This is a genomic window from Nocardioides sp. CPCC 205120, assembly GCF_048654585.1.
Lineage (GTDB): Bacteria > Actinomycetota > Actinomycetes > Propionibacteriales > Nocardioidaceae > Nocardioides.
Window position 1 is genome coordinate 64,170 of sequence record NZ_JBMCYY010000003.1, and the last position, 21,369, is coordinate 85,538.

At 75.4% G+C, this 21,369-nt stretch carries 18 protein-coding genes; 13 read left to right on the top strand and 5 right to left on the bottom strand.

All coding sequences use genetic code 11. The annotated features are described in order from the left end of the window. Window positions 1-57: 57 nt before the first annotated feature. Window positions 58-882 (top strand): thioesterase family protein, encoded by an 825-nt coding sequence (locus ACOACO_RS16115; RefSeq protein WP_420297311.1) that lies wholly within the window; start codon window positions 58-60, stop codon window positions 880-882. Window positions 883-909: 27 nt separating this feature from the next. Here ACOACO_RS16115 and ACOACO_RS16120 read toward each other — a convergent pair whose 3' ends face one another. Further along, on the bottom strand, window positions 910-2,022 hold the full coding sequence (locus ACOACO_RS16120) for a hypothetical protein (RefSeq protein ID WP_420297312.1): 1,113 nt from the start codon (window positions 2,020-2,022) through the stop codon (window positions 910-912). Between the two features lie 83 nt (window positions 2,023-2,105). On the opposite strand from ACOACO_RS16120, the gene serA reads away from it, so the two are divergent. The 6 genes from serA to ACOACO_RS16150 all read left to right on the top strand — a co-directional run bounded on the left by serA (window position 2,106) and on the right by ACOACO_RS16150 (window position 8,412). Next, the gene (gene serA / locus ACOACO_RS16125) at window positions 2,106-3,302 is read left to right on the top strand and encodes a phosphoglycerate dehydrogenase (RefSeq protein ID WP_420297313.1); all 1,197 of its coding nucleotides are present in this window, start codon (window positions 2,106-2,108) and stop codon (window positions 3,300-3,302) included. Between the two features lie 137 nt (window positions 3,303-3,439). Continuing rightward, window positions 3,440-4,420, top strand: a complete 981-nt coding sequence (locus ACOACO_RS16130; RefSeq protein WP_420297314.1) for a hypothetical protein — start codon at window positions 3,440-3,442, stop codon at window positions 4,418-4,420. A gap of 157 nt (window positions 4,421-4,577) precedes the next feature. Continuing rightward, a complete protein-coding gene (locus ACOACO_RS16135; protein ID WP_420297315.1) occupies window positions 4,578-4,886 on the top strand; it encodes a hypothetical protein in 309 nt (102 codons plus the stop codon). 135 nt (window positions 4,887-5,021) lie between these two features. After that, window positions 5,022-5,942 (top strand): N-acetyl-1-D-myo-inositol-2-amino-2-deoxy-alpha-D-glucopyranoside deacetylase, encoded by a 921-nt coding sequence (gene mshB, locus ACOACO_RS16140; protein ID WP_420297316.1) that lies wholly within the window; start codon window positions 5,022-5,024, stop codon window positions 5,940-5,942. Continuing rightward, the gene (locus ACOACO_RS16145) at window positions 5,939-6,355 is read left to right on the top strand and encodes a hypothetical protein (RefSeq protein ID WP_420297317.1); all 417 of its coding nucleotides are present in this window, start codon (window positions 5,939-5,941) and stop codon (window positions 6,353-6,355) included. Before mshB ends, ACOACO_RS16145 begins: the two co-directional genes overlap by 4 nt. A gap of 50 nt (window positions 6,356-6,405) precedes the next feature. Next, window positions 6,406-8,412 (top strand): VanW family protein, encoded by a 2,007-nt coding sequence (locus tag ACOACO_RS16150; protein WP_420297318.1) that lies wholly within the window; start codon window positions 6,406-6,408, stop codon window positions 8,410-8,412. 24 nt (window positions 8,413-8,436) lie between these two features. Here the strand turns inward: ACOACO_RS16150 and ACOACO_RS16155 are convergent, their stop codons facing one another. Next, window positions 8,437-9,432 (bottom strand): GNAT family N-acetyltransferase, encoded by a 996-nt coding sequence (locus ACOACO_RS16155; protein WP_420297319.1) that lies wholly within the window; start codon window positions 9,430-9,432, stop codon window positions 8,437-8,439. Between the two features lie 87 nt (window positions 9,433-9,519). Between ACOACO_RS16155 and fdxA the strand changes: the two genes are divergently transcribed. Both fdxA and dapC read left to right on the top strand, forming a co-directional pair. After that, on the top strand, window positions 9,520-9,843 hold the full coding sequence (fdxA, locus tag ACOACO_RS16160) for a ferredoxin (protein ID WP_277499783.1): 324 nt from the start codon (window positions 9,520-9,522) through the stop codon (window positions 9,841-9,843). Beyond that, complete coding sequence (dapC, locus tag ACOACO_RS16165) at window positions 9,840-10,955, top strand: succinyldiaminopimelate transaminase (protein ID WP_420297320.1); 1,116 nt, start codon at window positions 9,840-9,842, stop codon at window positions 10,953-10,955. Before fdxA ends, dapC begins: the two co-directional genes overlap by 4 nt. Before the next feature lie 26 nt (window positions 10,956-10,981). Here dapC and ACOACO_RS16170 read toward each other — a convergent pair whose 3' ends face one another. Together ACOACO_RS16170 and dapD are read right to left on the bottom strand one after the other, a co-directional pair. Next, entirely contained in the window at window positions 10,982-11,974 is a 993-nt protein-coding gene (locus ACOACO_RS16170) for a hypothetical protein (protein ID WP_420297321.1), read from the bottom strand. A gap of 55 nt (window positions 11,975-12,029) precedes the next feature. Continuing rightward, complete coding sequence (gene dapD, locus ACOACO_RS16175) at window positions 12,030-13,022, bottom strand: 2,3,4,5-tetrahydropyridine-2,6-dicarboxylate N-succinyltransferase (protein ID WP_420297775.1); 993 nt, start codon at window positions 13,020-13,022, stop codon at window positions 12,030-12,032. 74 nt (window positions 13,023-13,096) lie between these two features. Here dapD and ACOACO_RS16180 point away from each other — a divergent pair, with 74 nt between their 5' ends. Next, window positions 13,097-13,741, top strand: a complete 645-nt coding sequence (locus ACOACO_RS16180) for a hypothetical protein (RefSeq protein WP_420297322.1) — start codon at window positions 13,097-13,099, stop codon at window positions 13,739-13,741. On the opposite strand, the gene ACOACO_RS16185 is transcribed toward ACOACO_RS16180, so the two are convergent. Further along, window positions 13,728-14,999, bottom strand: a complete 1,272-nt coding sequence (locus ACOACO_RS16185; RefSeq protein WP_420297323.1) for an MFS transporter — start codon at window positions 14,997-14,999, stop codon at window positions 13,728-13,730. The two genes, ACOACO_RS16180 and ACOACO_RS16185, sit on opposite strands and share 14 nt — an antisense overlap. Window positions 15,000-15,057: 58 nt before the next feature. On the opposite strand from ACOACO_RS16185, the gene ACOACO_RS16190 reads away from it, so the two are divergent. The 3 genes from ACOACO_RS16190 to ileS all read left to right on the top strand — a co-directional run bounded on the left by ACOACO_RS16190 (window position 15,058) and on the right by ileS (window position 21,324). Continuing rightward, entirely contained in the window at window positions 15,058-16,485 is a 1,428-nt protein-coding gene (locus tag ACOACO_RS16190; RefSeq protein ID WP_420297324.1) for a lipase family protein, read from the top strand. 100 nt (window positions 16,486-16,585) lie between these two features. Continuing rightward, window positions 16,586-17,656 carry a patatin-like phospholipase family protein gene (locus tag ACOACO_RS16195; protein WP_420297325.1) on the top strand — a complete coding sequence of 357 codons (1,071 nt, stop codon included), beginning with the start codon at window positions 16,586-16,588 and terminating at the stop codon, window positions 17,654-17,656. Window positions 17,657-17,976: 320 nt separating this feature from the next. Next, a complete protein-coding gene (ileS, locus tag ACOACO_RS16200) occupies window positions 17,977-21,324 on the top strand; it encodes an isoleucine--tRNA ligase (RefSeq protein ID WP_420297326.1) in 3,348 nt (1,115 codons plus the stop codon). Window positions 21,325-21,369 lie beyond the last annotated feature (45 nt).

Here is a 21,369-nt window from a genome sequence, read left to right on the forward strand (position 1 = left end):
GGAGTCTAGGGGCGGGGGGCCGTCGGCGCCGATTCGTGCGCGGTTAGGCTCCGCGCCGTGAGCGAGGAGTCCGCGTTCGACCGCGACCTGACCCTGTCCCCGACCGCCGGGCAGGCCGGCGACGACGAGCGCCGCTTCGGCGCCCGCCTGCCGGGCGGCTGGTCCGTGGGGGGCGGCATCAACGGCGGCTTCCTGCTGGCCCTGCTGGGTTCCGCGGTCCGGGCGACGGTGCCGGAGCGGCCCGACCCGGTCGTGGTGGCCGCGACGTACGTCGGTGCCTGCACCGAGGGCCCGGCCGAGGTCGTCACCCGCGTCGTGCGCCGCGGCACCCTCACCACCGTCGCGGCCGAGCTGGCCCAGGAGGGTGCGCTGCGCATCACCGCCCTCGCCACGTTCGGCGACCTGACGGGGCTCACCGACGAGGTGGGTACGACGGGTGCCCCGCCCGCCCTGCCCCCGGTCGAGGAGTGCCTCGCCTCGGCGTCCGCGCCCGAGGAGTTCCGCCGCCTGGCGCCGCTCGTCGAGCGGTTCGAGATGCGCTTCGACCCCGCCAGCGCCGGGTGGATCGCCGGGCGCCCCTCGGGCCGCGGCGAGCTGCAGGCCTGGTTCCGCCTCGCCGACCGGGAGCCCGACCCGCTGTCGCTGCTGATGACCCTCGACGCGATGCCGCCCGTCACCTTCGACCTCGGCCGCCCGGGCTGGGCGCCGACCGTGCAGCTGACGGCGCACGTGCGCGCCGTGCCCGCTCCCGGGTGGCTGCGCATGCGCCAGGCCACCCGCAACGTCGCGGGCGGGTTCTTCGAGGAGGACTGCGAGATCTGGGACTCCGCCGGCCGCCTCGTCGCCCAGGCGCGCCAGCTCGCCCGCGTCCCGCGGGGCTGAGCCCTCAGCCCACGGGTCGCAGCGCCCTCAGCCCGCGGGTCGCAACGCGACCAGCCACCGGCGCCGCGGGTGCTCGGTCGGCACCCACAGGCGGCCCAGCGACCACGACAGGTCCTCCGGGCCCATGGGTGTCGCGGCGGCGGTGCGCCGCCAGCGGGCCCCGTCGAGGCCCGTCCCGTGCTGCGCGGTCACGAGGCTGCCCGCGCCCCACGGGCCGTGGGAGGTCGTGACGTGGAGGCGGCCCGCGACGTCGGCGACGCCCTGCATGCCCTTCACGCCGGTCTCGACGACCTCGCTGGCGTAGGTGGTGCGGCGGTCGCCGGGCGAGCCCGCCGGCAGACCCTCCGGGCTCAGCGGGAAGCGCGCCACCCGAGTCGAGGCGTCACCGCGGCCGTACTCGCCCACCAGCAGCGACGGCCCCTGCCGGCCCTCGGCGGCCAGGGAGAGGAACGACCAGCGCAGCCGCTCCACCTCGGCGCCGGGCTGCGCGCTCGTCGGTGCCGTCTCCTCGACCCCGCCGCGGTGGTCGACGCGGGTCGGCAGCACCCAGCGGTGGCCGTGGGCGGTGTCCTCCTCGCCCTCGGGCAGCCACAGCAGGTCGTCGACGTGCGCCGACACGCAACCCTTCCCGGTCGCCGCGACGTGGATCCACGACCCGGTCCACACGATGCCGCCCGCGTGGGCGGTGACCGGGTCGAGGCCCACCTGCCCGTCGTCGCGCCGTACCGGCCTCATCAGCAGCACGTGGCGGTAGCGCAGGGTCTCCAGGTCGAGGAACGTGAGGCGGACGCCGTGGTTCTCGTCCTTCCCGCCGGGGCCGGGCACGGGCTTGGCGTACCAGCTCACCACCGCCACCCGCCGTCCGCCGAGACCGGCGGGCGTGGTGCCGAGCGCGGTGGCGTCGCCGGAGGTCGTGACGCCCTGGGGCCACCACTGCGCGGTACGGCGGTCCGCGGCCTCCCAGCCCCACGCCTGCTCCACCCGGTGGCCCAGGAGACGCGCCCACGGGGCCCGGTGGGCGCGGCTCGGCAGGTCGGCGAGGAGGGCGCCGAGGCCGGGGCGTCCGCCGTACCGCCGGGCGAGCTCGTCGACGAGGGCACGGCGCGACGCGCTGCGGCGCACGAGGAGTGGGGTGGTCATCTCGCCACGGTACGAACCGGGCGGTCGTCCCACCATCCGCGCGGATGTGCTCCGGGCCCGCCCGGGGTGGGAAAGTAGGGGACGTGAGAGCCCTGCTGCTGGAGAACCTGCACCCGACCGCCGGCAAGATCCTCACGGAGGCCGGCTTCGACGTCGAGGAGCACTCCGGTGCGCTCGACGAGGACGAGCTGATCGCGGCCCTCGAGGGCGTCGACCTGCTCGGCATCCGCTCCAAGACCGAGGTCACGCAGCGCGTGCTCGACGCGCGCCCCGACCTGACGGCCATCGGTGCCTTCTGCATCGGCACCAACCAGATCGACCTCGCCCGCGCCGCGACGCTCGGCGTGGCGACGTTCAACGCGCCGTACTCCAACACCCGCTCCGTGGTGGAGCTCGCGATCGCCAACATCATCGCGATGGCGCGCCGCCTCACCGAGCGCGACAAGGCGCTGCACGCGGGCGTGTGGGACAAGTCGGCCGACGGCAGCCACGAGATCCGCGGGCGCTCGCTCGGCATCGTGGGCTACGGCAACATCGGCTCGCAGCTGTCGGTGGTCGCCGAGGCGCTGGGCATGCGCGTCTACTTCTACGACGTCGACGACCGCCTGGCGCTCGGCAACGCGACGCGCTGCAGCTCGCTGGCCGAGCTGCTCGAGGTCGCCGAGACCGTGACGCTCCACGTCGACGGCCGCGAGGCCAACGCCGGGGTGTTCGGGGCGGCCGAGTTCGCGATGATGCGGCCGCGCTCGCTGTTCCTCAACCTCTCGCGCGGGTTCGTCGTGGACTACGACGCGCTGCGGGCCGCGCTCGTCTCGGGGCACCTCGCCGGTGCCGCGGTCGACGTGTTCCCCAAGGAGCCGAAGAAGCGCGGCGACGCGTTCGACTCGCCGCTGCGCAACCTGCCCAACGTGATCCTGACCCCGCACGTGGGTGGCTCCACCGAGGAGGCGCAGGAGGACATCGGGCGCTTCGTCGGCGGCAAGCTGCGCGACTACGTGCGCCGCGGCGCGACCTCGCTGTCGGTGAACATGCCGACCCTCATGCCCGAGCGCACCCCGCACACCCAGCGCATCACGCACCTGCACCAGAACGTGCCGGGCGTCCTCGCGGCGCTCAACGACGTGCTGGGCCGCCACGAGATCAACATCGGCTACCAGTCGCTCGCGACGCGCGGTGACCTCGGCTACGCCGTGACCGACACCGACTCGCCGATCCCCGACGCCGCCCTGGCGGCGCTGCGGGACATCGACGGCACCGTGCGCCTGCGCGTCATCTCCTGAGGCTTCTCCTCGCCTGCTTCGCCCGTTCGTGGTAGCAGCGCCAGACATTCCGTGGCGCTGCTACCACGAACCGGGACGGTGCCGGACCTGTGGACGGGGCCCGGCGCGCGGGGCCGGACACCGGTTGACTGCCGCCCGTGGGGGACGGCGGGGACGAGGTCGGGGGTACGGCGCAGCTGCGGGCGGCGCGCCGGCGCCGGGAACGCGCGGTCGAGCAGCTGGCCGCGCGCCAGGCCGGCCTGGTCAGCCGCCGGCAGCTGAACGACCTGGGCGTCCACCGCGACGTCGTGCACCGCCGCGTGGCCACCGGGCGCTGGGCCGCACGCAGCGGGACGGTCCTCAGCCTCACGACCGGCCCCCTCTCCGTGGACCAGCGACGCTGGCTCGGCCTCCTGAACGCCCAGGGTCCCGCGGCGCTCGCCGGGCGCACCGCGCTCGAGGTGCACGGGCTCCGCGGCTGGGCCGCCGACGAGGTGACCGTCGTGGTCGCCGCGCCCGGGCACGCCAGCGTCGAGGGCGTGCGCTACTTCCGGTCCCGCCGGCCCTTCTCCGACTGGGTGGTGCGCCGCCAGGGCTGGGACGTGCTGGACGTCGAGCCGGCGGCCCTGCTGCTGGCGGGTGCGCTGCGGGACGACCGGTCGGCCACGGGGCTCGTCGCCGCCGTCGTGCAGCAGCGGGTCAGCACCGCGCAGGCCCTCTCCGCCTGGCTCGACGAGAGGTTGCCCCGGCTCCCGCGGCGCCGGCTGCTCCTGGCCGTCCTCGCCGACGTCGCGGGTGGATCGGGGTCGGGCGCGGAGGTCGACCTGGTCCGGATCTGCCGGGAGGCCGGGCTGGCCCCGCCCCGCCGGCAGACGCGCCGTACCGACAGCAGCGGGGCAGCCCGGTACACCGACGCCGAGTGGGACCTGGCCGACGGCATGGTCCTCGTCCTCGAGGTCGACGGCGCGTTCCACATGGACTACGCCGCGTGGCGCGACGACCTGCGGCGTACCCGGAGGCTGTCGACCCCCGGCCGGATCATCGTGCGGTGCACGACCGCGGAGCTGCGGACCGAGGCCCACGCGGTCATGGCCGACCTGCGGGCGCTCGGGGTGCCGTCGATGCCCCGCGCCGCCTGACCCCGGTTCGTGGTAGCAGCGCCGCGAAATGTCTGGCGCTGGTACCACGAACGGCGGGCCGCGCGGTCCCAGTGCGGTTCGTGGTGGCAGCGCCGCGGAATGTCTGGCGCTGCTACCACGAACGGGGGCGCGGAAGGCAGCGCGGCATGATGGCCCCGTGCGGGCCATCTTCTTCAGCGACGACGACGCCGAGGAGGCGGCGGCGCGGCTGCGCCGGGACGGGTACGACGCGGAGGTAGTCCGCGAGCGCCTCGCCGGTGAGGACGACGACGAGGACCACCCCTGGGCGGTGCTGACCGACGCGCCGGCGTTCGTGCTCGAGGTCGTGGTCGACGACCTCGACGGCTGGCTGGACGAGGCGCCCCCGGAGGCCCCGGCCCCGCCGCTCCCGCCGCTGGACCTCCCCGCCGCCCCCAAGCGGATCAAGCGCCCACCCGCCGGCCCGCCCACCACCCCGCCCGCCTGACCCGAGTCGCGGTGCCAGCGGTAGCGATCCACTACCGCTCCTACCGCGACCCGGCCGCGAACACCGACCGAACACCGACGGCGAGCACGCAGGGGAGCGCGCGGGGGCGGCGCGGGCCGCCGTACGCTCAGGGGCATGTCCGAGTCCACGACCGCACCCGCGCAGCGCCTGATGCTGGTGCACGCCCACCCCGACGACGAGACGATCGGGCAGGGGGCCACGATGGCCAGGTACGTCGCGGAGGGCCGCGGCGTCACCCTCGTCACCTGCACCGCCGGCGAGATGGGCGAGGTGCTCGTCCCCGAGCTGGAGCACCTGGCCGCCGACCGCGACGACGCGCTGGGCGAGCACCGCCGCGGCGAGCTGGCCGACGCGATGCGCGTGCTCGGCGTGACCGACCACCGGTTCCTCGGCGGGTTCGGCCGTTACCGCGACTCCGGCATGAAGTGGCACGCCGACGGCCACGCGATCGCCGCCGACGAGACCGACGAGCGCGCCTTCGCGAACGCCGACCTCACCGAGGCGGCCGACCACCTCGTCGCGATCATCCGCGAGGTCCGTCCGCAGGTGCTCGTCACCTACGACCAGTTCGGCGGCTACGGCCACCCCGACCACATCCAGGCGCACCGCGTCGCGACGTACGCCGTCGCGCTCGCCGCCGTGCCCTCCTACCGCCGCGACCTGGGCGAGCCCCACGACGTCGCGAAGGTCTACTGGGGCGCCATGTCGGCCAGCCAGCTGCGCGAGGGCCTGCGCAAGCTGCGCGCCGCCGGCGACACCACCACCTTCGAGGGCGTCGACCCCGAGGGACCGATGCCGTTCGGCTCGCCCGACGAGGACCTGTCGTGCCGCATCGACGCCTCGGAGCACGCCGACGCGAAGATGGACGCGATGCGCGCCCACGCCACGCAGATCACCGTCGACGGGCCGTTCTTCGCCCTGTCGAACAACCTCGGCAACGCCGTGTGGGGCATCGAGTACTTCCGCCTCGCCAAGGGCCGCCCGGGCCCGGTCGACGCGGACGGGCTCGAGGACGACCTGTTCGCGGGGCTGTGAGCGGGTCCGGCCCCGCACCCCGGTACGACGCGCCCGTCGCCGCCCTGCCCGCCCTCCTGCTCGGTGCCGGGCTGCTCCTCGCCGGGGCCCTGACGGGCGCGGCCGCGGTGGTCGTCACCGGTCACGACTGGGGTCTGCCGCTCGTGGTCGCGGCCACCGTCGCGGCGCTCGTCGCCGTGCCCACCCGGCGCGGCACGGTGGTGCCGTTCGTCCTCGGCTGGGTGGCGCCCGTCCTGCTGGCGCTGCGGACCCGCCCCGAGGGCGACTACCTCGTCGCCGGGGACGTGCGCGGCTACGCGCTGCTCGCGGTCACGTTCCTCGTCGCCCTCGTCGGCGTGGTGGTGCTCGCGACGGGCGGCGCGGTACGGCGGACCCCGCCCGCCGACGCCCGGGGGACCCACCCGGACGGGTGAGCCGGACGCCGCGGCGACGGACTCGGGGCCGCCTTCCTTACTATGGCTCGGTGAGTGACGCCAACGAGTCCGCGCCGGGTGGTGCGGCCGGTCCCCTGACCGGCCGCGACGACGCGACCCGCCCCGACCCGGAGCGGGAGCGCGCGGACACCGCCGAGCGTCCGCTCGTCCCCGGCTTCCCCGCCCCGCACGGCGAGGCGGACGACACCGGCCACGACACCCTCCACGCCGACGACGCGGACCACGCCGACGACGCGGACCCCGTGCCGCCGCGCCGGCGCCGCGGGCGGCGGGTGGCGGCGTACTCGCTGCTCGGGCTCGTGCTGGTGCTCGGCGGCCTCTACGTCGCGGCGTACCTCGTGGCGGGCGACAAGGTCGCCCAGGGCACCACGGTCGCCGGCGTCGACATCGGCGGGCAGCCGCAGGACGAGGCCGCGGCGACCCTCGAGGAGGGCCTCGCGGACCGCGTCGCCCAGCCCCTCGACGTGACCGTGGCGGGCACCGACGTGAGCCGGCAGCTCGACCCGGCGGCCCTCGGCCTCGCGGTCGACCACGAGGCGTCCGTCGCCGACGCGGGCGGCCGTCGCAGCTGGAGCCCCGAGCGGCTCTGGACCTACTTCACCGGCGGGAAGGACCTCCCCGCCGTCGTCGACTCCGACCCCGCGGCCGTCGAGCAAGCCCTCGCCGAGCTGGAGGAGGCGGCGGGCCAGCCCGCCGTCGAGGGCGCCATCGGGTTCGAGGACGGCGCGGTCGTCGTCACCGAGCCCACCCCCGGCCGCGGCTTCGACCGCGAGGCCGCCGCGCAGCGCCTCGAGGACGCCTTCGTCGCCGAGGGCGGTGCCACCGAGCTCGAGCTCGCCGACATCACCCCGACCATCGACGCCACCGACATCGAGGCCGCGCGCGCCGCGTTCGCCGACCCGGCCGTCTCCGCGCCCGTGACGCTGACCTTCGGCGACACCCCCGTGGAGCTCGACCCGGCGGAGTTCTCGCCCGCGCTGCGCATGGAGGCCCGCGACGGCGGGCTCGTCGGCGTCGTCGACGGGGCCGTGCTCAAGGACGTCGTCGACGACCGCGTCGGCGACCCGGGCCGCCCGGTCGACGCGACGATCGTGCTGCAGGACGGCCGGCCCACCGTCGTGCCCGCCCAGCCCGGCGTCGACTACCTCCCCGAGACCCTGGCGTCGGTGTTCCAGGGCCTCGTCACCGCCCCCGAGGGCAGCCGTGAGGGCGTCGTCGAGGCGCAGGCCGCCGAGCCGGAGCTGACCACCGAGGAGGCGGAGGCGCTCGGCGTCACCGAGCTCGTCAGCGAGTTCACGACGACGTACCCCCACGCCGCCTACCGCAACACCAACATCGGGCGCGCCGCCGAGCTGATCGACGGCACCCTGCTGCTGCCGGGCGAGACGTTCTCGATGAACGGCATCGTGGGCGAGCGCACCCGCGAGAACGGCTTCACCGAGGGCTACGTCATCAGCGACGGCATCCTGCGCCAGGACCTGGGCGGCGGCGTCTCGCAGATGGCGACCACGCTCTTCAACGCCATGTTCTTCGCCGGGCTCGAGGACGTGGAGCACCGGCCGCACTCGTTCTACATCGACCGCTACCCGGTGGGCCGCGAGGCCACCGTGGTGTGGGGCGCGCTCGACCTGCGCTTCAAGAACGACACCGAGCACGGCGTGCTCATCGACACCGAGCTCGACGCCAGCTCGCCGGGGTCGCAGGGCTCGATCACGGTGCGGATGTACTCGACCAAGGTCTGGGACATCGAGGAGACCACCTCGCAGCGGTACAACTACACGCAGCCGCGGACCCGCACGCTCACGACCCCGGACTGCGAGCCCCACACGGGCTACCGCGGCTTCGACGTCGACGTGACCCGCATCTTCAAGCGCCCGGGCTCCGGCGAGGTCGTGCGCGAGGAGGTCTTCAGCACGACCTACACGCCGTCGGACTCGGTCGTGTGCCGCTCCCCGCAGCCCGACCCGGCGCCCGCGCCGACGCCGCCGGTCGCGCCGGAGGAGACCATCGCGGACCCGGCGGCCCCGACGGGCTGAGCCGCCCGATCACGCCGCCCGCCGTCAGCCGGGCGGCGCCAGGTACGTCACCGTGTGGTGCGTGACGAACCCCAGCCCCTCGTAGAGCGCGAGCGCGGGGGTGTTCGTGGTCAGCACGTGGAGGGCGAGCGTCGTCGCGCCCCGGGCGGCGAGCTCGTCGAGGAGCGCCGCGAGCACGGCGGTGCCGAGCCCCGTGCGTCGGTACGCCGGCTCCACCGCGAGGTCGTGCACACCGGCCCAGTCGCGCCGCACGGCCGCGCTGCCGCGCGCCACCGGGACCGGCTCGCCGTCCCGGTCGGCCCCGTCGACCTCGGCCCGGGCGTCCAGCACGACGAGCTCCTCGTCGCGGTGGGTCTCGGTGACGCCCACGACCGGGTACGGCGACGCGCCCCGGCGGGCGAGCGCGCGCCGTACCTGCGCGACGGAGGCCAGCTGCAGCGCCACGTGCCAGCCGTCGACGTCGGCGGGCTCGCGCCAGCCGCCGTCGCGGAGCAGCTCCTCCTCGGCGGAGCCGACGACGACCATGGCGAGCGGGCGGCGGTCGCGCTCGGCGTACCAGGCCTCGACGTGCGCCCGGGCGTCGGCGGGGGAGAGGTCGGTCCCCCCGGCGGCGAGCACCGAGTTGGTGCGCCGCCGCAGCCGGCCGTCGACGGGCGGCGACGCCTGGAGGGTCCACCCGCCGAGCGGCTCGAGCTCGGTGCCGGGCCACAGCAGGCGCACCTGGCGCTCGGCAGCCGCGGCGTCCACCCGCAGCCGCGGGCTCGGCCGCGGCGGCACCGGCTTGCCGGAGACGATGAGGTCGTGCGGCACCTCGACCCGCGTGCCGTCCTCGCGGCGCACGACGAGTGACGGAAACCACTGCTCGGCGACCCCGAGGAGGTCGGTGAACGCGGGACCGCCGGTGGGGCCCACCTGACCTGGGACGACGCGGCGCACCACGACGCGGGTGCCGACGACGTGGGGTCCGAGACCGTGAGCGCCGGGGGTGCCCGCATGCTGGGGTTCGTCGGAGGACGTCACCGTGCGGATACTAGGGTGAGCCGGTGCGCCCGAGCGCGCCGCGCGATCGAGAACGACCCGCCCTGCCCGTCTCAGGAGGACCCGAAGATGACCTACGTCGTCGCCCAGCCGTGTGTGGACGTCATGGACCGCGCGTGCGTCGACGAATGCCCGGTCGACTGCATCTACGAGGGCAAGCGGATGCTCTACATCCACCCCGACGAGTGCGTCGACTGCGGTGCGTGCGAGCCGGTCTGCCCCGTCGAGGCGATCTACTACGAGGACGACACGCCGGAGGAGTGGAAGGACTACTACGCGGCGAACGTCAACTTCTTCGACGACCTCGGCTCGCCCGGCGGCGCCGCGAAGATGGGCGCCATCGACGCGGACCACCCCTTCGTCGCCGCTCTGCCGCCCCAGAACCAGGAGTGACCCCCGCGGGCCGGCAGCCGGTCTCGCGCCGGCTGCCCGACTTCCCCTGGGACGGCCTCGCCTCCTACGCCGCCACGGCGCGCGCCCACGCCGACGGGGTCGTGGACCTCTCGATCGGCACGCCGGTCGACCCGACGCCCGCCGTGGTGCGCGACGCGCTGGCCGCCGCCTCCGACGCGCCGGGCTACCCGACGACGATCGGCACGCCGCGGCTGCGGCAGGCGGTCGTGGACTGGCTGGGCCGCCGCTTCGGCGTGACCGGCCTGGGCCTCGACGGCGTGCTCCCCAGCGTCGGCTCCAAGGAGCTCATCGGCGCGCTGCCCGTGCACCTCGGGCTCGGCCCCGACGACCTCGTCGTCATCCCCGAGCTCGCCTACCCGACGTACGAGGTGGGCGCGGCGCTCGTCGGCGCCCGGGTGCTGGCCGCGGACTCGCTGACGGCCATCGGGCCCGAGCGCCCCGCGCTGCTGTGGCTGAACTCGCCGTCGAACCCGACGGGTCGCGTGCTGCCGGCCGAGCACCTGCGCAAGGTGGTGGAGTGGTGCCGCGAGCGCGGCACCCTGCTGGTCTCCGACGAGTGCTACCTCGAGTGCGCCTGGGACGCGGAGCGCCCGCCCGTCTCCGTGCTGCACCCCGACGTGAGCGGCGGCAGCCACGAGGGCCTGCTGAGCGTGCACTCGCTGTCGAAGCGGTCCAACCTGGCGGGCTACCGCTCGGCGTTCGTCGCCGGCGACCCGGTCGTGGTGGCCGAGCTGCTCGCCGTGCGCAAGAACCTGGGGCTCATCGTGCCCGCGCCCGTGCAGGCCGCGACGGCGGCCGCCCTCTACGACGACCAGCACGTGGCGGAGCAGCACAGCCGGTACGCCGCGCGGCGCGCCGAGCTGCGCGGGGCCCTCGAGCGCGCGGGGTTCCGCGTCGACCACTCCGAGGCGTCGCTCTACCTCTGGGCGACCCGGGGCGAGGACTGCTGGGCCACCGTCGGGTGGCTCGCCGAGCGCGGGATCCTCGTGGCCCCCGGCTCGTTCTACGGCGCCGCGGGCGCGGAGCACGTGCGGGTGGGCTTCACCGCCACCGACGAGCGCATCGCCGCCGCCGTCGCGCGCCTGGCCTGAGCCCCACCGCCCCGCTGGGGCGGCGGTCAGCTGCCGAAGACGTCCACGTGGACGTGGTCGCGGTGCTCGAGGATCGCGGCCGTGGCCTCGTCGACGCCGGAGGTGTCCACGTCGTACGGGCGCCAGCCCTGCCCGGAGCGCCGCGCGGTCCAGATCATGTCGTCGTAGATGACGGTGGCGACGTCCAGCCGCTCGGCGTGGGCCACCAGGTACTGCGCGACCGACCAGCCGAGCCGCTGCGTCTCCTCGTTCACCGGCCGCGTGAAGACGTCGAGGGCCCGGCCGTCGTAGTGCGCCGAGTTCTCCGAGTGCCCCGTGCTCACCCCGCCGGGCGCGAACCCGCCGAGGGAGAGCTCGCCGTACGCCGCGGCCAGCTCGGTGCGCACGGTCGCGGCCCGGGCCGTCAGGCCGGACTCGTCGAGCTCGTCGTTCGCCTCGGTCCGCACGTCGGTGTCGACGCGGCAGGTCAGGGCCGCCCCGGACCATCCGGTCAGCGCCGAGGCGAGCACCCGAGCGTCGGCCTCGTGGTCGGCGTACGCCTCGGGGAAGCCCGAGCGCTGCACGGCCTGGGCGGCCTCGGTGACGGGCAGGTCGGCGTACCCCGGCACCTCGAGCAGTGCGTCGTAGAACGCGTTGGTCGCGTAGTAGGGGTCCATCAACTGCTCCTCGGTGCCCCAGCCCTGGGAGGGCCGCTGCTGGAACAGGCCGACGGAGTCGCGGTCGCCGTAGTCGATGTTGCGGATCTTCGACTCCTGGTACGCCGTGGCGAGCGCGATCGTGGCGGCCCGCGCGGGCAGCCCGCGGCGCACCGAGGTCGCCACGATGAGCGCCGCGTGCTCCGCCTGCTCGAGGTCGAGCTCGACCTCGGCCGTCTCGCCCTCGACGTCGAGCGTCGCGACGCACCCCTGCGCGCCGGGCAGGAAGCCCTCGACGCTGCGGTAGACCCAGCGCCCCGTGAGGGCGACGACGCCGACGACGAGCGCCACGACGACCGCGCCGACGAGCAGCCGGCGGCTCACCCGTCCCGCCCCGCCGTGACCCCCGTCGTGGTCCCCGTCGATGCCCGCACCCCGGTCAGTCGTTGGCGTGCAGCGCCGCGTTGAGGGACACGCCCTCGCTGCGCCACGGCACGGCCTCGAGCGCGCCGGAGACGGAGTTGCGGCGGAACAGCACGTTCGAGGCGCCGGAGAGCTCGGCGGCCTTGACGACGCGGGGCTCCGCGCCCGGCTCGAGCACCGCGACCTTGGAGCCGGCGGTGACGTAGCAGCCGGCCTCGACGACGCAGTCGTCGCCCAGCGAGATGCCGAGCCCGGAGTTGGCGCCCAGCAGGCAGCGGCGGCCGATCGAGATGACCTGCTTCCCGCCGCCCGAGAGCGTGCCCATGATCGAGGCGCCGCCACCGACGTCGGAGCCGTCGTCCACGACGACCCCGGCCGAGATGCGCCCCTCGACCATCGACGCGCCGAGCGTGCCGGCGTTGAAGTTCACGAACCCCTCGTGCATCACGGTGGTGCCGGGCGCGAGGTGCGCGCCGAGGCGGACTCGGTCGGCGTCGGCGATGCGCACCCCCGACGGCACGACGTAGTCCGTCATGCGGGGGAACTTGTCGATGCCGTAGACGCTGACGTGGGTGCCGGCCGCCCGCAGTCGGGCGCGGGTGAGCTCGAAGCCCTCGACGGCGCACGGGCCGGCGGAGGTCCACACCACGTTCGCGAGCAGGCCGAACTGGCCCTCCAGCGAGATGGAGTGGGGCACGACGAGGCGGGCGGAGAGCAGGTGGAGCCGCAGCCACACGTCCTCCGTCGAGGTCGGCGGCGCCTGGAGGTCGGCGATGTCCACGCGGCGCACCTCGCGCACGACGCCGCGCAGCTCGTCCACGCCGGCGAGGGCGTCGAGGTCCGCGCCGGTCGCGGCGTCGGGGCCGTCGGCCGGGGGAGCCTCGCCCAGGGCGGGCGCGGGGAACCAGACGTCGAGCACCGTGCCGTCGGCGGCGGTGGTCGCGAGCCCCACGCCCCAGGCGGAGGTCGGCGGGGTCGTCGGGGTCGGCCCGGAGGTCGGGGTCGGCACGTCGGCGGCGTTGGCTGCGGTCACGTGGACCCATGCTACGGACCCGCGCCGACCGTGCGGCTACCGTCGGTGCCATGCACCCCGAATCCCGAGCGCGCCGTGAGGCCCTGCGACTGGTACGACGCGGCGCGGCCGCGTCCCTCGTCGGAGGGCTCGCGTGGGCCGGCTGGGAGGCCGCGCGGGGGGCGGTGCCCGGCGACCTCGTGGGCGACCCGCGCCGCTGGGTCCGCGACCGGCTCGGTCGCGGTGCCCCCGACGAGGCCCCCGAGCCCGGTGAGCCGGAGTGGATCGAGCGGCCCCTCGACCCGGACGTGCGCGCCCTGACGGACGCCCTGCTGTCCCAGACCGAGGACTACGGTGCGCTCGCGCTGCGCGCCCAGCTGCTCCGCGCCGTCACGACCGACGCGGAGCGCGGCGAGCACGAGGTCGTGGACTTCGCGACCTTCGAGGTGACCGGGGACGTGCCGCTGGCGGTGCCCGCCGACGCCGAGTTCCCCGTGCACGCCCGCTTCGTGGGCTCCGACGGCGAGCCGCTGGTGGTGGGGCTGCGCGTCGACGAGGGGCGGTTGGCCTACCTCCGGGTGCGCACCGTCGAGCCCGGCGAGCCGTTCGCCGGCCCGGTGCTGCCGCGCTGGCCCTCGCCCGACGAGGTGACGTTCTGGATCGACACGATGCGCGGCCCGCAGCCCGTGGTGCGCGCCGGTCTCAGCGAGGACTGACCGCGACGCGGTAGCGCACGAACGCCGGCACGGCGAGGGCCGCCACGACCACGCCCACCACGGTGAGCACGCCGCCGCCCGCCGCGGCGGCCGAGGCACCGACGACGGCCGCCGCCCCGCCGTGGGCGACGTCGGCGAGGCGCGGGCCGCCCGCGACGATGACGAGGAAGACGCCCTGCAGGCGCCCCCGCACCTCGTCGGTCCCGGCCGTGAGCAGCATCGACTGGCGCAGGGCCGAGCTCGCCATGTCGGCGCCGCCCCCGACCGACAGCGCCAGCACGGCCACGGCCAGCCAGGGGCCGGCCGAGCCGCCCGCCAGCCCCGCGGCCAGCCCGAAGGCGGTGATCGCCAGGCCCCACACGACGATGCAGACGATCACCCCGAGGCCCTGGCGCTCCACCCGCGAGACCCACCCGGAGAAGACGCCGCCGACCACCGCGCCGGCCGGGATGGCCGCGAACAGCAGCGCGAAGGCGATGCCGCCGCCGTCGGGGCCGCCGAAGTCGAGGTGCGCGATCTCGGGGAACAGCGCGCGCGGCATCCCGAAGAGCATCGCGACGACGTCGACGACGAAGCTCATGAGGAGCACCGGCTGCGTCCGGAGGTAGACGAGGCCGTCGACCACCGAGCGCAGCCCCGGGGTGCCGACCGCTCCGGCGACGGGCAGCGGCGGCAGCGCCAGCACGGCGTACAACGTGGCGAGCAGGCACACGGCGTCGGCGAGGTAGAGCCACGCGAAGCCGGTGAAGGGGATGAGCACGCCGGCCACCAGCGGCCCGGCGATGGCGCCGGCCTGCATGACGGTCGTGTTGAGCGCGGAGGCCGCGGCCAGCAGCGGGGTGTCGACGAGCGCGGGCAGGATCGCGGTCCGCGTGGGCTGGTTGACCGCGAAGAACGCCTGCTGCACCGAGAAGAGGCCGAGCAGCAGCCACACGTCCTGCGCGCCGAGGGCGGCCTGCACCCAGAAGAGCACGCTCGTGCCGACGAGCCCCAGGGTCGTGACGACGAGCAGCAGGCGCCGGTCGACGTGGTCGGCGAGGGCGCCGCCCCACAGGCCGAACGCGACGAGCGGCACGAGCCCGAAGACGCCGGTGAGCCCGACGTACGCCGAGGAGCCCGTCATCGCGTAGATCTGCGCCGGCACGGCCACCACGGTGAGCTGGGCCCCGACGACCGTGACGATGTTGGCCAGCCAGAGACGCCGGAAGGCCGGCACCGCCAGGGGGCGGGTGTCGGCGAGGAGACCGCGGAGCTGCACGACGCGTCACGGTACGCCCGGGCACCGAGGCCCCCGCGGCAGGGAGCAGGATGGCCCCGTGACCCGTCGGACCGCCGTCGTCGTCGGCCTCGTCGCCCTCGTCCTCCTCGCGCTGGCGTGGCCCACCACGACCCTGCGGCTGCTCCCGTGGCTGCTGGCGCTGGCCCTCGTCGTGGGCGGAGCGGTCGTGGCCCTGCGCACCGGCGTGAACGACGTCCTGCGGCGGGTCCGCGGCGAGCGGGCGGACGCCGACCGGCGCGGCACGGGTGGCCGGGGTGGCCGGGGTGGCCGGGGCGCGCAGCCCCGGGTGCCGACCTGGCTGCTGCTCACCGCAGCCGCGGTGCCGGTGCTGCTGCTCGCCGCCACCGTCGTGGTGCACCTGGGCTCGCGGCCCACCCTCGACGCCTTCTACGCCGCCCCCGACCCCGACGAGGTGCCGTCGCAGGCCGGGCGGGTGGTGCGCCAGGAGCCGTTCACCACCGACGTGCCCGACGGCGCGGAGGGGTGGCGCATCCTCTACACGACCCGGGACGCGGCGGGGGAGCCCGCGCTGGCGAGCGCCACCGTCGTCGCCCCGGCGGGCCGCCCCGAGCCGTTGCCCGCGGTCGCGGTCGGTCACGGCACGACCGGCGTCGCCCGGCCGTGCGCGCCGTCGGCGTCGGGCGACCCGTTCGCGGGCGCGAAGGCCGCGCTGGCCCAGGTCGTCGCGGCGGGCGCCGTCGCCGTGACCACCGACTACGTCGGTCTCGGGGCGCCCGGCCGCCACGCCTACCTCGACGGCCCCGCGGCGGGGGCGAACGTGCTCGACGCCGTGCGGGCCGCGGGCGAGGTGCGCGCGCTCGCGCCCACCACCGTCGTGTGGGGCCACTCCCAGGGTGGGCACGCCGCGCTGTGGGCGGGGCGGCTCGCCCCGTCGTACGCCCCCGAGGTCGGGGTGGTCGGCGTCGCCGCGTTCGCGCCCGCCACCGACCTGACCGCGCTCGTGCGCGACCTCTCCGGCCCCGGCGGCGACCGCGTCCTCAACGCCTACCTCGCGGTGAGCTGGGACGAGACCTACGACCTGGGGGTGCGCGAGGACGAGGGCTGGCTGGCCGCCCACCTGGCCGACCGGGTGGCCTCGCGCTGCCTGGTGGGTCGTGACGCCGTCGCGGCGTGGGCCGCGGCGAGCCAGCTGCGCGGCCCCGTGCTCGGCGGGGACGACCTCGACCGCGCGGAGGTGGCCGAGCGGCTCGCGGCCAACACCCCGGCCGTCCCCGACGTGCCCGTGCTGGTCGCCCAGGGCGGCGCCGACGTCGTGGTGCGCGCCGACCTGCAGCGCCGGTGGGTCGCCGAGCGCTGCGCGGCGGGGGAGACGCCCCGCTACGTCGAGTACGACGGGCTCGACCACGGCTCGCTCGTCGCCGACTCCTCCCCGCTGACCGCCGAGCTGGTGGCGTGGACGCGGGCCCGGCTCGCCGGGGAGCCGGCGACCGACCCGACCTGCTGACCCGACCTGCCGGCCCGACCTGTCGACCCGACCTGCTGGAGCCGCCGGCACTGGACCGGTCCCGTCCCGGGCCGGTCCGGGCGTCGGTAGCCTCGGCGCCATGCCCGCCCCTCCTCCCGTCCGCGTCGCCCTCGCGCTCGGCAGCGGCGGCGCCCGTGGGTACGCCCACCTCGGCGCGATCCAGGAGATCCGGGCCCGGGGCGGGGAGATCGTGACCATCGCCGGCACCTCGATGGGCGCGCTCGTCGGCGGGCTCGCCGCCGCCGGCCGCGACGAGGACTTCCTCGCCTGGGCCGCGGGCCTGCGCCAGCGCGACGTGCTGCGCCTCATGGACTTCAAGCTCTCCGCACCGGGCGCCGTGGCCGCCGACCGGCTGCTGGGGGCCATCGGCGACCTGTTCGCCGGCACCGACATCGAGGACCTCCCGGTGCCGTTCACCGCCGTGGCGACCGACCTCGGGTCGCGCCGCGAGGTCTGGTTCCAGCGCGGACCGCTCCTGCCCGCGGTGCGGGCCTCGATCGCGATCCCCGGGCTCTTCACGCCGGTGATGCTCAACGGGCGGCTGCTGGTCGACGGCGGCCTGCTCAACCCGGTGCCCGTCGACCCCACGACGGCGGTGCCCGCCGACCTGACGGTGGCGGTCTCGCTGCTGGGCCGGCGCGCCCGCGCGGACCGGCAGGCGCCCGCCCAGGAGTCCGCCGCCCCGCAGCGCCTCGAGGAGTGGCGCGACCGCCTGCGGCGCACCGTCGCCAGCGTCACCGGTCGCGAGCCGGGCGCGGACGAGCTGCACGAGGGGCGCCACGGCCGGCACGACGACGACCCCGCCGCTCCTGCCGCGCGTGCGCTCGACGGCGCCCCCGTGCTGGCGGGCGACGGCGGCGGCGGCCTGCAGCCCGCGACGGCCGCCGAGCCGGTCACGGGCGGCACCGACCCGCTGCCGAAGGACCTGCGCCTCACCGACGTCACCGCCCAGTCGTTCGAGGCGATGCAGGCCCTCGTGCACCGCTACCGCCAGGCGGCGTTCCCGGCCGACGTGACGGTCGACGTGCCCGTCGACGCCTGCCGCACCCTCGACTTCCACCGCGCGAGCGAGATGGTCGAGCTCGGGCGCCGGCTCACGGCCGAGGCGCTCGACGCCGCCGACGTGCTGCCCCCGGCCCCGACCGGCTGACCCCCCAGCTCCGCGCCCCGTGGCCCCGGCCCCCGCGGTGCGGAAGCGATTCGCGGGGCCCGGCCGGTCGGCGTACCATCCCGCCCAGAGGCGTCCGAGCCGTCATCAGCGGCGAGCCTCCGGAAGAACGGCGGTCCCCGGACCGCTCAGTAGAACCGGACGGGTGGGCCCGTCACAGCCCCCGACGAAGCGGTCGCGCCGTCCCGGGACACCGGGGTGGGGCGGCAAGCGAGGTGGTACCGCGGCATCCGTCGTCCTCGTGGCCAGACAGTTCCGGCAGCCCTGCCGGCGCCCGAGCGACGTACCAGGAGAGCAGCGCGATGGCCTACCCCCGGGTCTCCACGAGCGGTCTCGACCGCATCCCGACATCCCCCCGCTTCCCCGACATCGAGAAGCAGGTGCTCGCCTACTGGGAGGCCGACGGCACCTTCGCGGCGAGCATCGAGGCGCGCGACGCCGGCGCCGACGGCAGCAACGAGTACGTGTTCTACGACGGCCCGCCGTTCGCGAACGGGCTGCCGCACTACGGCCACCTGCTGACGGGCTACGTCAAGGACATCGTGCCGCGCTACCAGACGATGCGCGGCAAGCGCGTCGAGCGCCGCTTCGGCTGGGACACCCACGGCCTGCCCGCCGAGCTCGAGGCGATGCGCCTGGCCGGCATCAAGACCACCGACGAGATCCTCGAGCTGGGCATCGAGAAGTTCAACGACGCCTGCCGGGCCTCGGTGCTGAAGTACACGGGCGAGTGGCAGGACTACGTCACCCGCCAGGCGCGCTGGGTCGACTTCGAGAACGACTACCGCACGCTCAACCCCGACTACATGGAGTCGGTGATCTGGGCGTTCAAGACGCTGCACGAGAAGGGCCTCGTCTACGAGGGCTTCCGCGTGCTGCCCTACTGCTGGAACGACGAGACGCCGCTGTCGAACCACGAGCTGCGGATGGACGACGACGTCTACCAGGTGCGCCAGGACCCGGCCGTGACGGTCGGCCTGCGCCTGCACGGCGACGGCCCCGACGGCGGCGACGACCCGCTGGCCGGCGTGCTCGCGCTGGTGTGGACGACGACGCCGTGGACCTTGCCGTCGAACCTCGCGGTGATGGTCGGCGAGGACATCGACTACGTCGTCGTCGAGTCCTCCTTCACCGGTACGCCGGAGCGCTACCTGCTGGCGGAGGCCCGCCTCGCCGCCTACGCCCGCGAGCTGAAGGACGAGGCGAGCGACACGATCGAGGACCAGGTGGTCGCGCGGTACACGGGCGCCGAGGTCGCCGGGCGGCACTACACGCCGCCGTTCTCCTACTACCTGGGCCACGAGAACGCGTTCCGCGTCGTGACCGCCGAGTTCGTCACCACCACGGACGGCACCGGCCTGGTCCACACCGCCGGCGCGTTCGGCGAGGACGACAAGGTGGTCACCGACCGCGAGGGCATCGAGGCGGTCATGCCCGTCGGCAAGGACGGCCGCTTCACGGCGCCCGTGACCGAGTACGCCGGCGTGCAGGTCTTCGACGCGAACCCGCTCGTCATCGAGCACCTCAAGAACGCGACGTACGCCCTCGACCACGTCTCGGGCCGCGACGCCGCCGACCTGGGTGCGGTCACGTTCGGCACGGTGCTGCTGCGCCGCGAGACCTACGACCACTCCTACCCGCACTGCTGGCGCTGCCGGCAGCCGCTCATCTACAAGGGCGTCTCGTCGTGGTTCGTCGAGGTGACCGCGTTCAAGGACCGGATGCTGGAGCTCAACCAGCAGATCCGCTGGGTGCCCGAGCACATCCAGGACGGCCAGTTCGGCAAGTGGCTCGAGAACGCCCGCGACTGGTCGATCACCCGCAACCGCTTCTGGGGCTCCCCGGTGCCGGTGTGGAAGAGCGACGACCCGGCGTACCCCCGGATCGACGTCTACGGCTCCTTCGCCGAGATCGAGCGGGACTTCGGGCGCCTGCCCAGCAACGCCGCCGGCGAGCCCGACCTGCACCGCCCGTTCGTCGACGACCTGACCCGGCCGAACCCGGACGACCCGCGCCCCGAGGGCGAGCGCTCCACCATGCGCCGCGTCACCGACGTCCTCGACGTGTGGTTCGACTCCGGGTCGATGAGCTTCGCGCAGGTGCACTACCCGTTCGAGAACAAGGAATGGTTCGACGGGGCGGCGGGGCTGCAGGGGCACTTCCCGGCGGACTTCATCGTGGAGTACATCGGCCAGACCCGCGGCTGGTTCTACACGCTGCACATCCTGGCCACGGCGCTGTTCGACAAGCCCGCGTTCTCGACCTGCATCAGCCACGGCATCGTGCTGGGCAGCGACGGCAACAAGATGAGCAAGTCGCTGCGCAACTACCCGGACGTCTCCGAGGTCTTCGACCGCGACGGCGCCGACGCGATGCGCTGGTTCCTCATGGCCAGCCCGATCCTGCGCGGCGGCAACCTGGTGGTGACCGAGCAGGGCATCCGGGACTCGGTGCGCCAGGTGATGATCCCGCTGTGGAACAGCTGGTACTTCTTCAGCCTCTACGCGAACGCCGAGGGCTACGAGGCGCAACGGCGCACGGACTCCACGGACCCGCTGGACCGCTACGTCCTGGCCAAGCTGCGCCAGTACGTCGCGGCGATGACGACGCAGCTCGACGACCTGGCGATCGCCGACGCGTGCGAGACGACCCGCGGGTTCCTCGACGTGCTGACGAACTGGTACATCCGCCGCAGCCGTGAGCGCTTCTGGGCGACCGACGGCGACGCCTCGACGGCCGCGTTCGACACGCTCGCCATGGTGCTCGAGACGGTCTGCCGGGTGACGGCGCCGCTGCTGCCGCTGACCACCGAGGAGGTCTGGCGCGGCCTGACCGGCGGCCGCTCGGTGCACCTCACCGACTGGCCGAGCGTCGACGAGCTGCCGGCCGACGACGCGCTGGTCGCGGCGATGGACCTCGTGCGCGAGGTCTGCTCGGCGGGTTCCGCGCTGCGCAAGAGCGCGAAGCTGCGCAACCGGCTGCCGCTGGCGTCGCTGACCGTCGTGGTCGAGGACCCCGTGGGCCTCGAGGCCGTGCTGCCCGGGTTCGCCGCCCTCGTCGCGGACGAGCTCAACCTCAAGGCGGTGCGGCTCGTGCCCGCCGACGCCGAGGAGGCGTCGTCGTACGGCGTCGCGCAGCGCCTCACCGTGAACGCGCGCGCCGCGGGCCCGCGGCTGGGCAAGGACGTGCAGCGGGCCATCAAGGGCTCGAAGTCGGGCGACTGGTCGGTGGCCGAGGACGGCACCGTCACCGCCGGCGGGCTCGTGCTCGTCGACGGCGAGTTCGCGCTCGAGACGGTGGCCGAGGCCGGCGAGGGCGAGGCCATCGGCGTCCTGCCCGGCGGCGGGTTCGTCGTGCTCGACACGACCGTGACGCCCGAGCTGGCGGCCGAGGGCCTGGCCCGCGACGTCGTGCGGGCGGTGCAGCAGGCGCGCAAGGACGCCGGGCTCGACGTGTCCGACCGCATCGCGCTGGTGCTGTCGGGACCCGACGAGGCGGCCGCGGCGCTGCGCGCGTGGGAGGCGCTGGTGGCGGGGGAGACCCTCGCGACGTCGTACGCCGTGGGCGGCGACGCTCCCGCCGGCGCCCACACCGCCGAGGCGACCGTCGGCGACGGCGCCGTCGTGACGATCGCGCTGGCGAAGGCCTGACCTGCCTCGGGTGGGGTTAGGGTTGCCTAAGTACGCACCGGACGG

Excerpts from the sequence above, each read along its gene's own strand:
- ACOACO_RS16120 (WP_420297312.1), bottom strand. The coding sequence starts at position 2,022 with ATGACCACCCCACTCCTCGTGCGCCGCAGCGCGTCGCGCCGTGCCCTC.
- mshB (WP_420297316.1), top strand. The coding sequence starts at position 5,022 with ATGTCCGAGTCCACGACCGCACCCGCGCAGCGCCTGATGCTGGTGCAC.
- fdxA (WP_277499783.1), top strand. The coding sequence starts at position 9,520 with ATGACCTACGTCGTCGCCCAGCCGTGTGTGGACGTCATGGACCGCGCG.
- ACOACO_RS16180 (WP_420297322.1), top strand. The coding sequence starts at position 13,097 with ATGCACCCCGAATCCCGAGCGCGCCGTGAGGCCCTGCGACTGGTACGA.
- ACOACO_RS16195 (WP_420297325.1), top strand. The coding sequence starts at position 16,586 with ATGCCCGCCCCTCCTCCCGTCCGCGTCGCCCTCGCGCTCGGCAGCGGC.
- ileS (WP_420297326.1), top strand. The coding sequence starts at position 17,977 with ATGGCCTACCCCCGGGTCTCCACGAGCGGTCTCGACCGCATCCCGACA.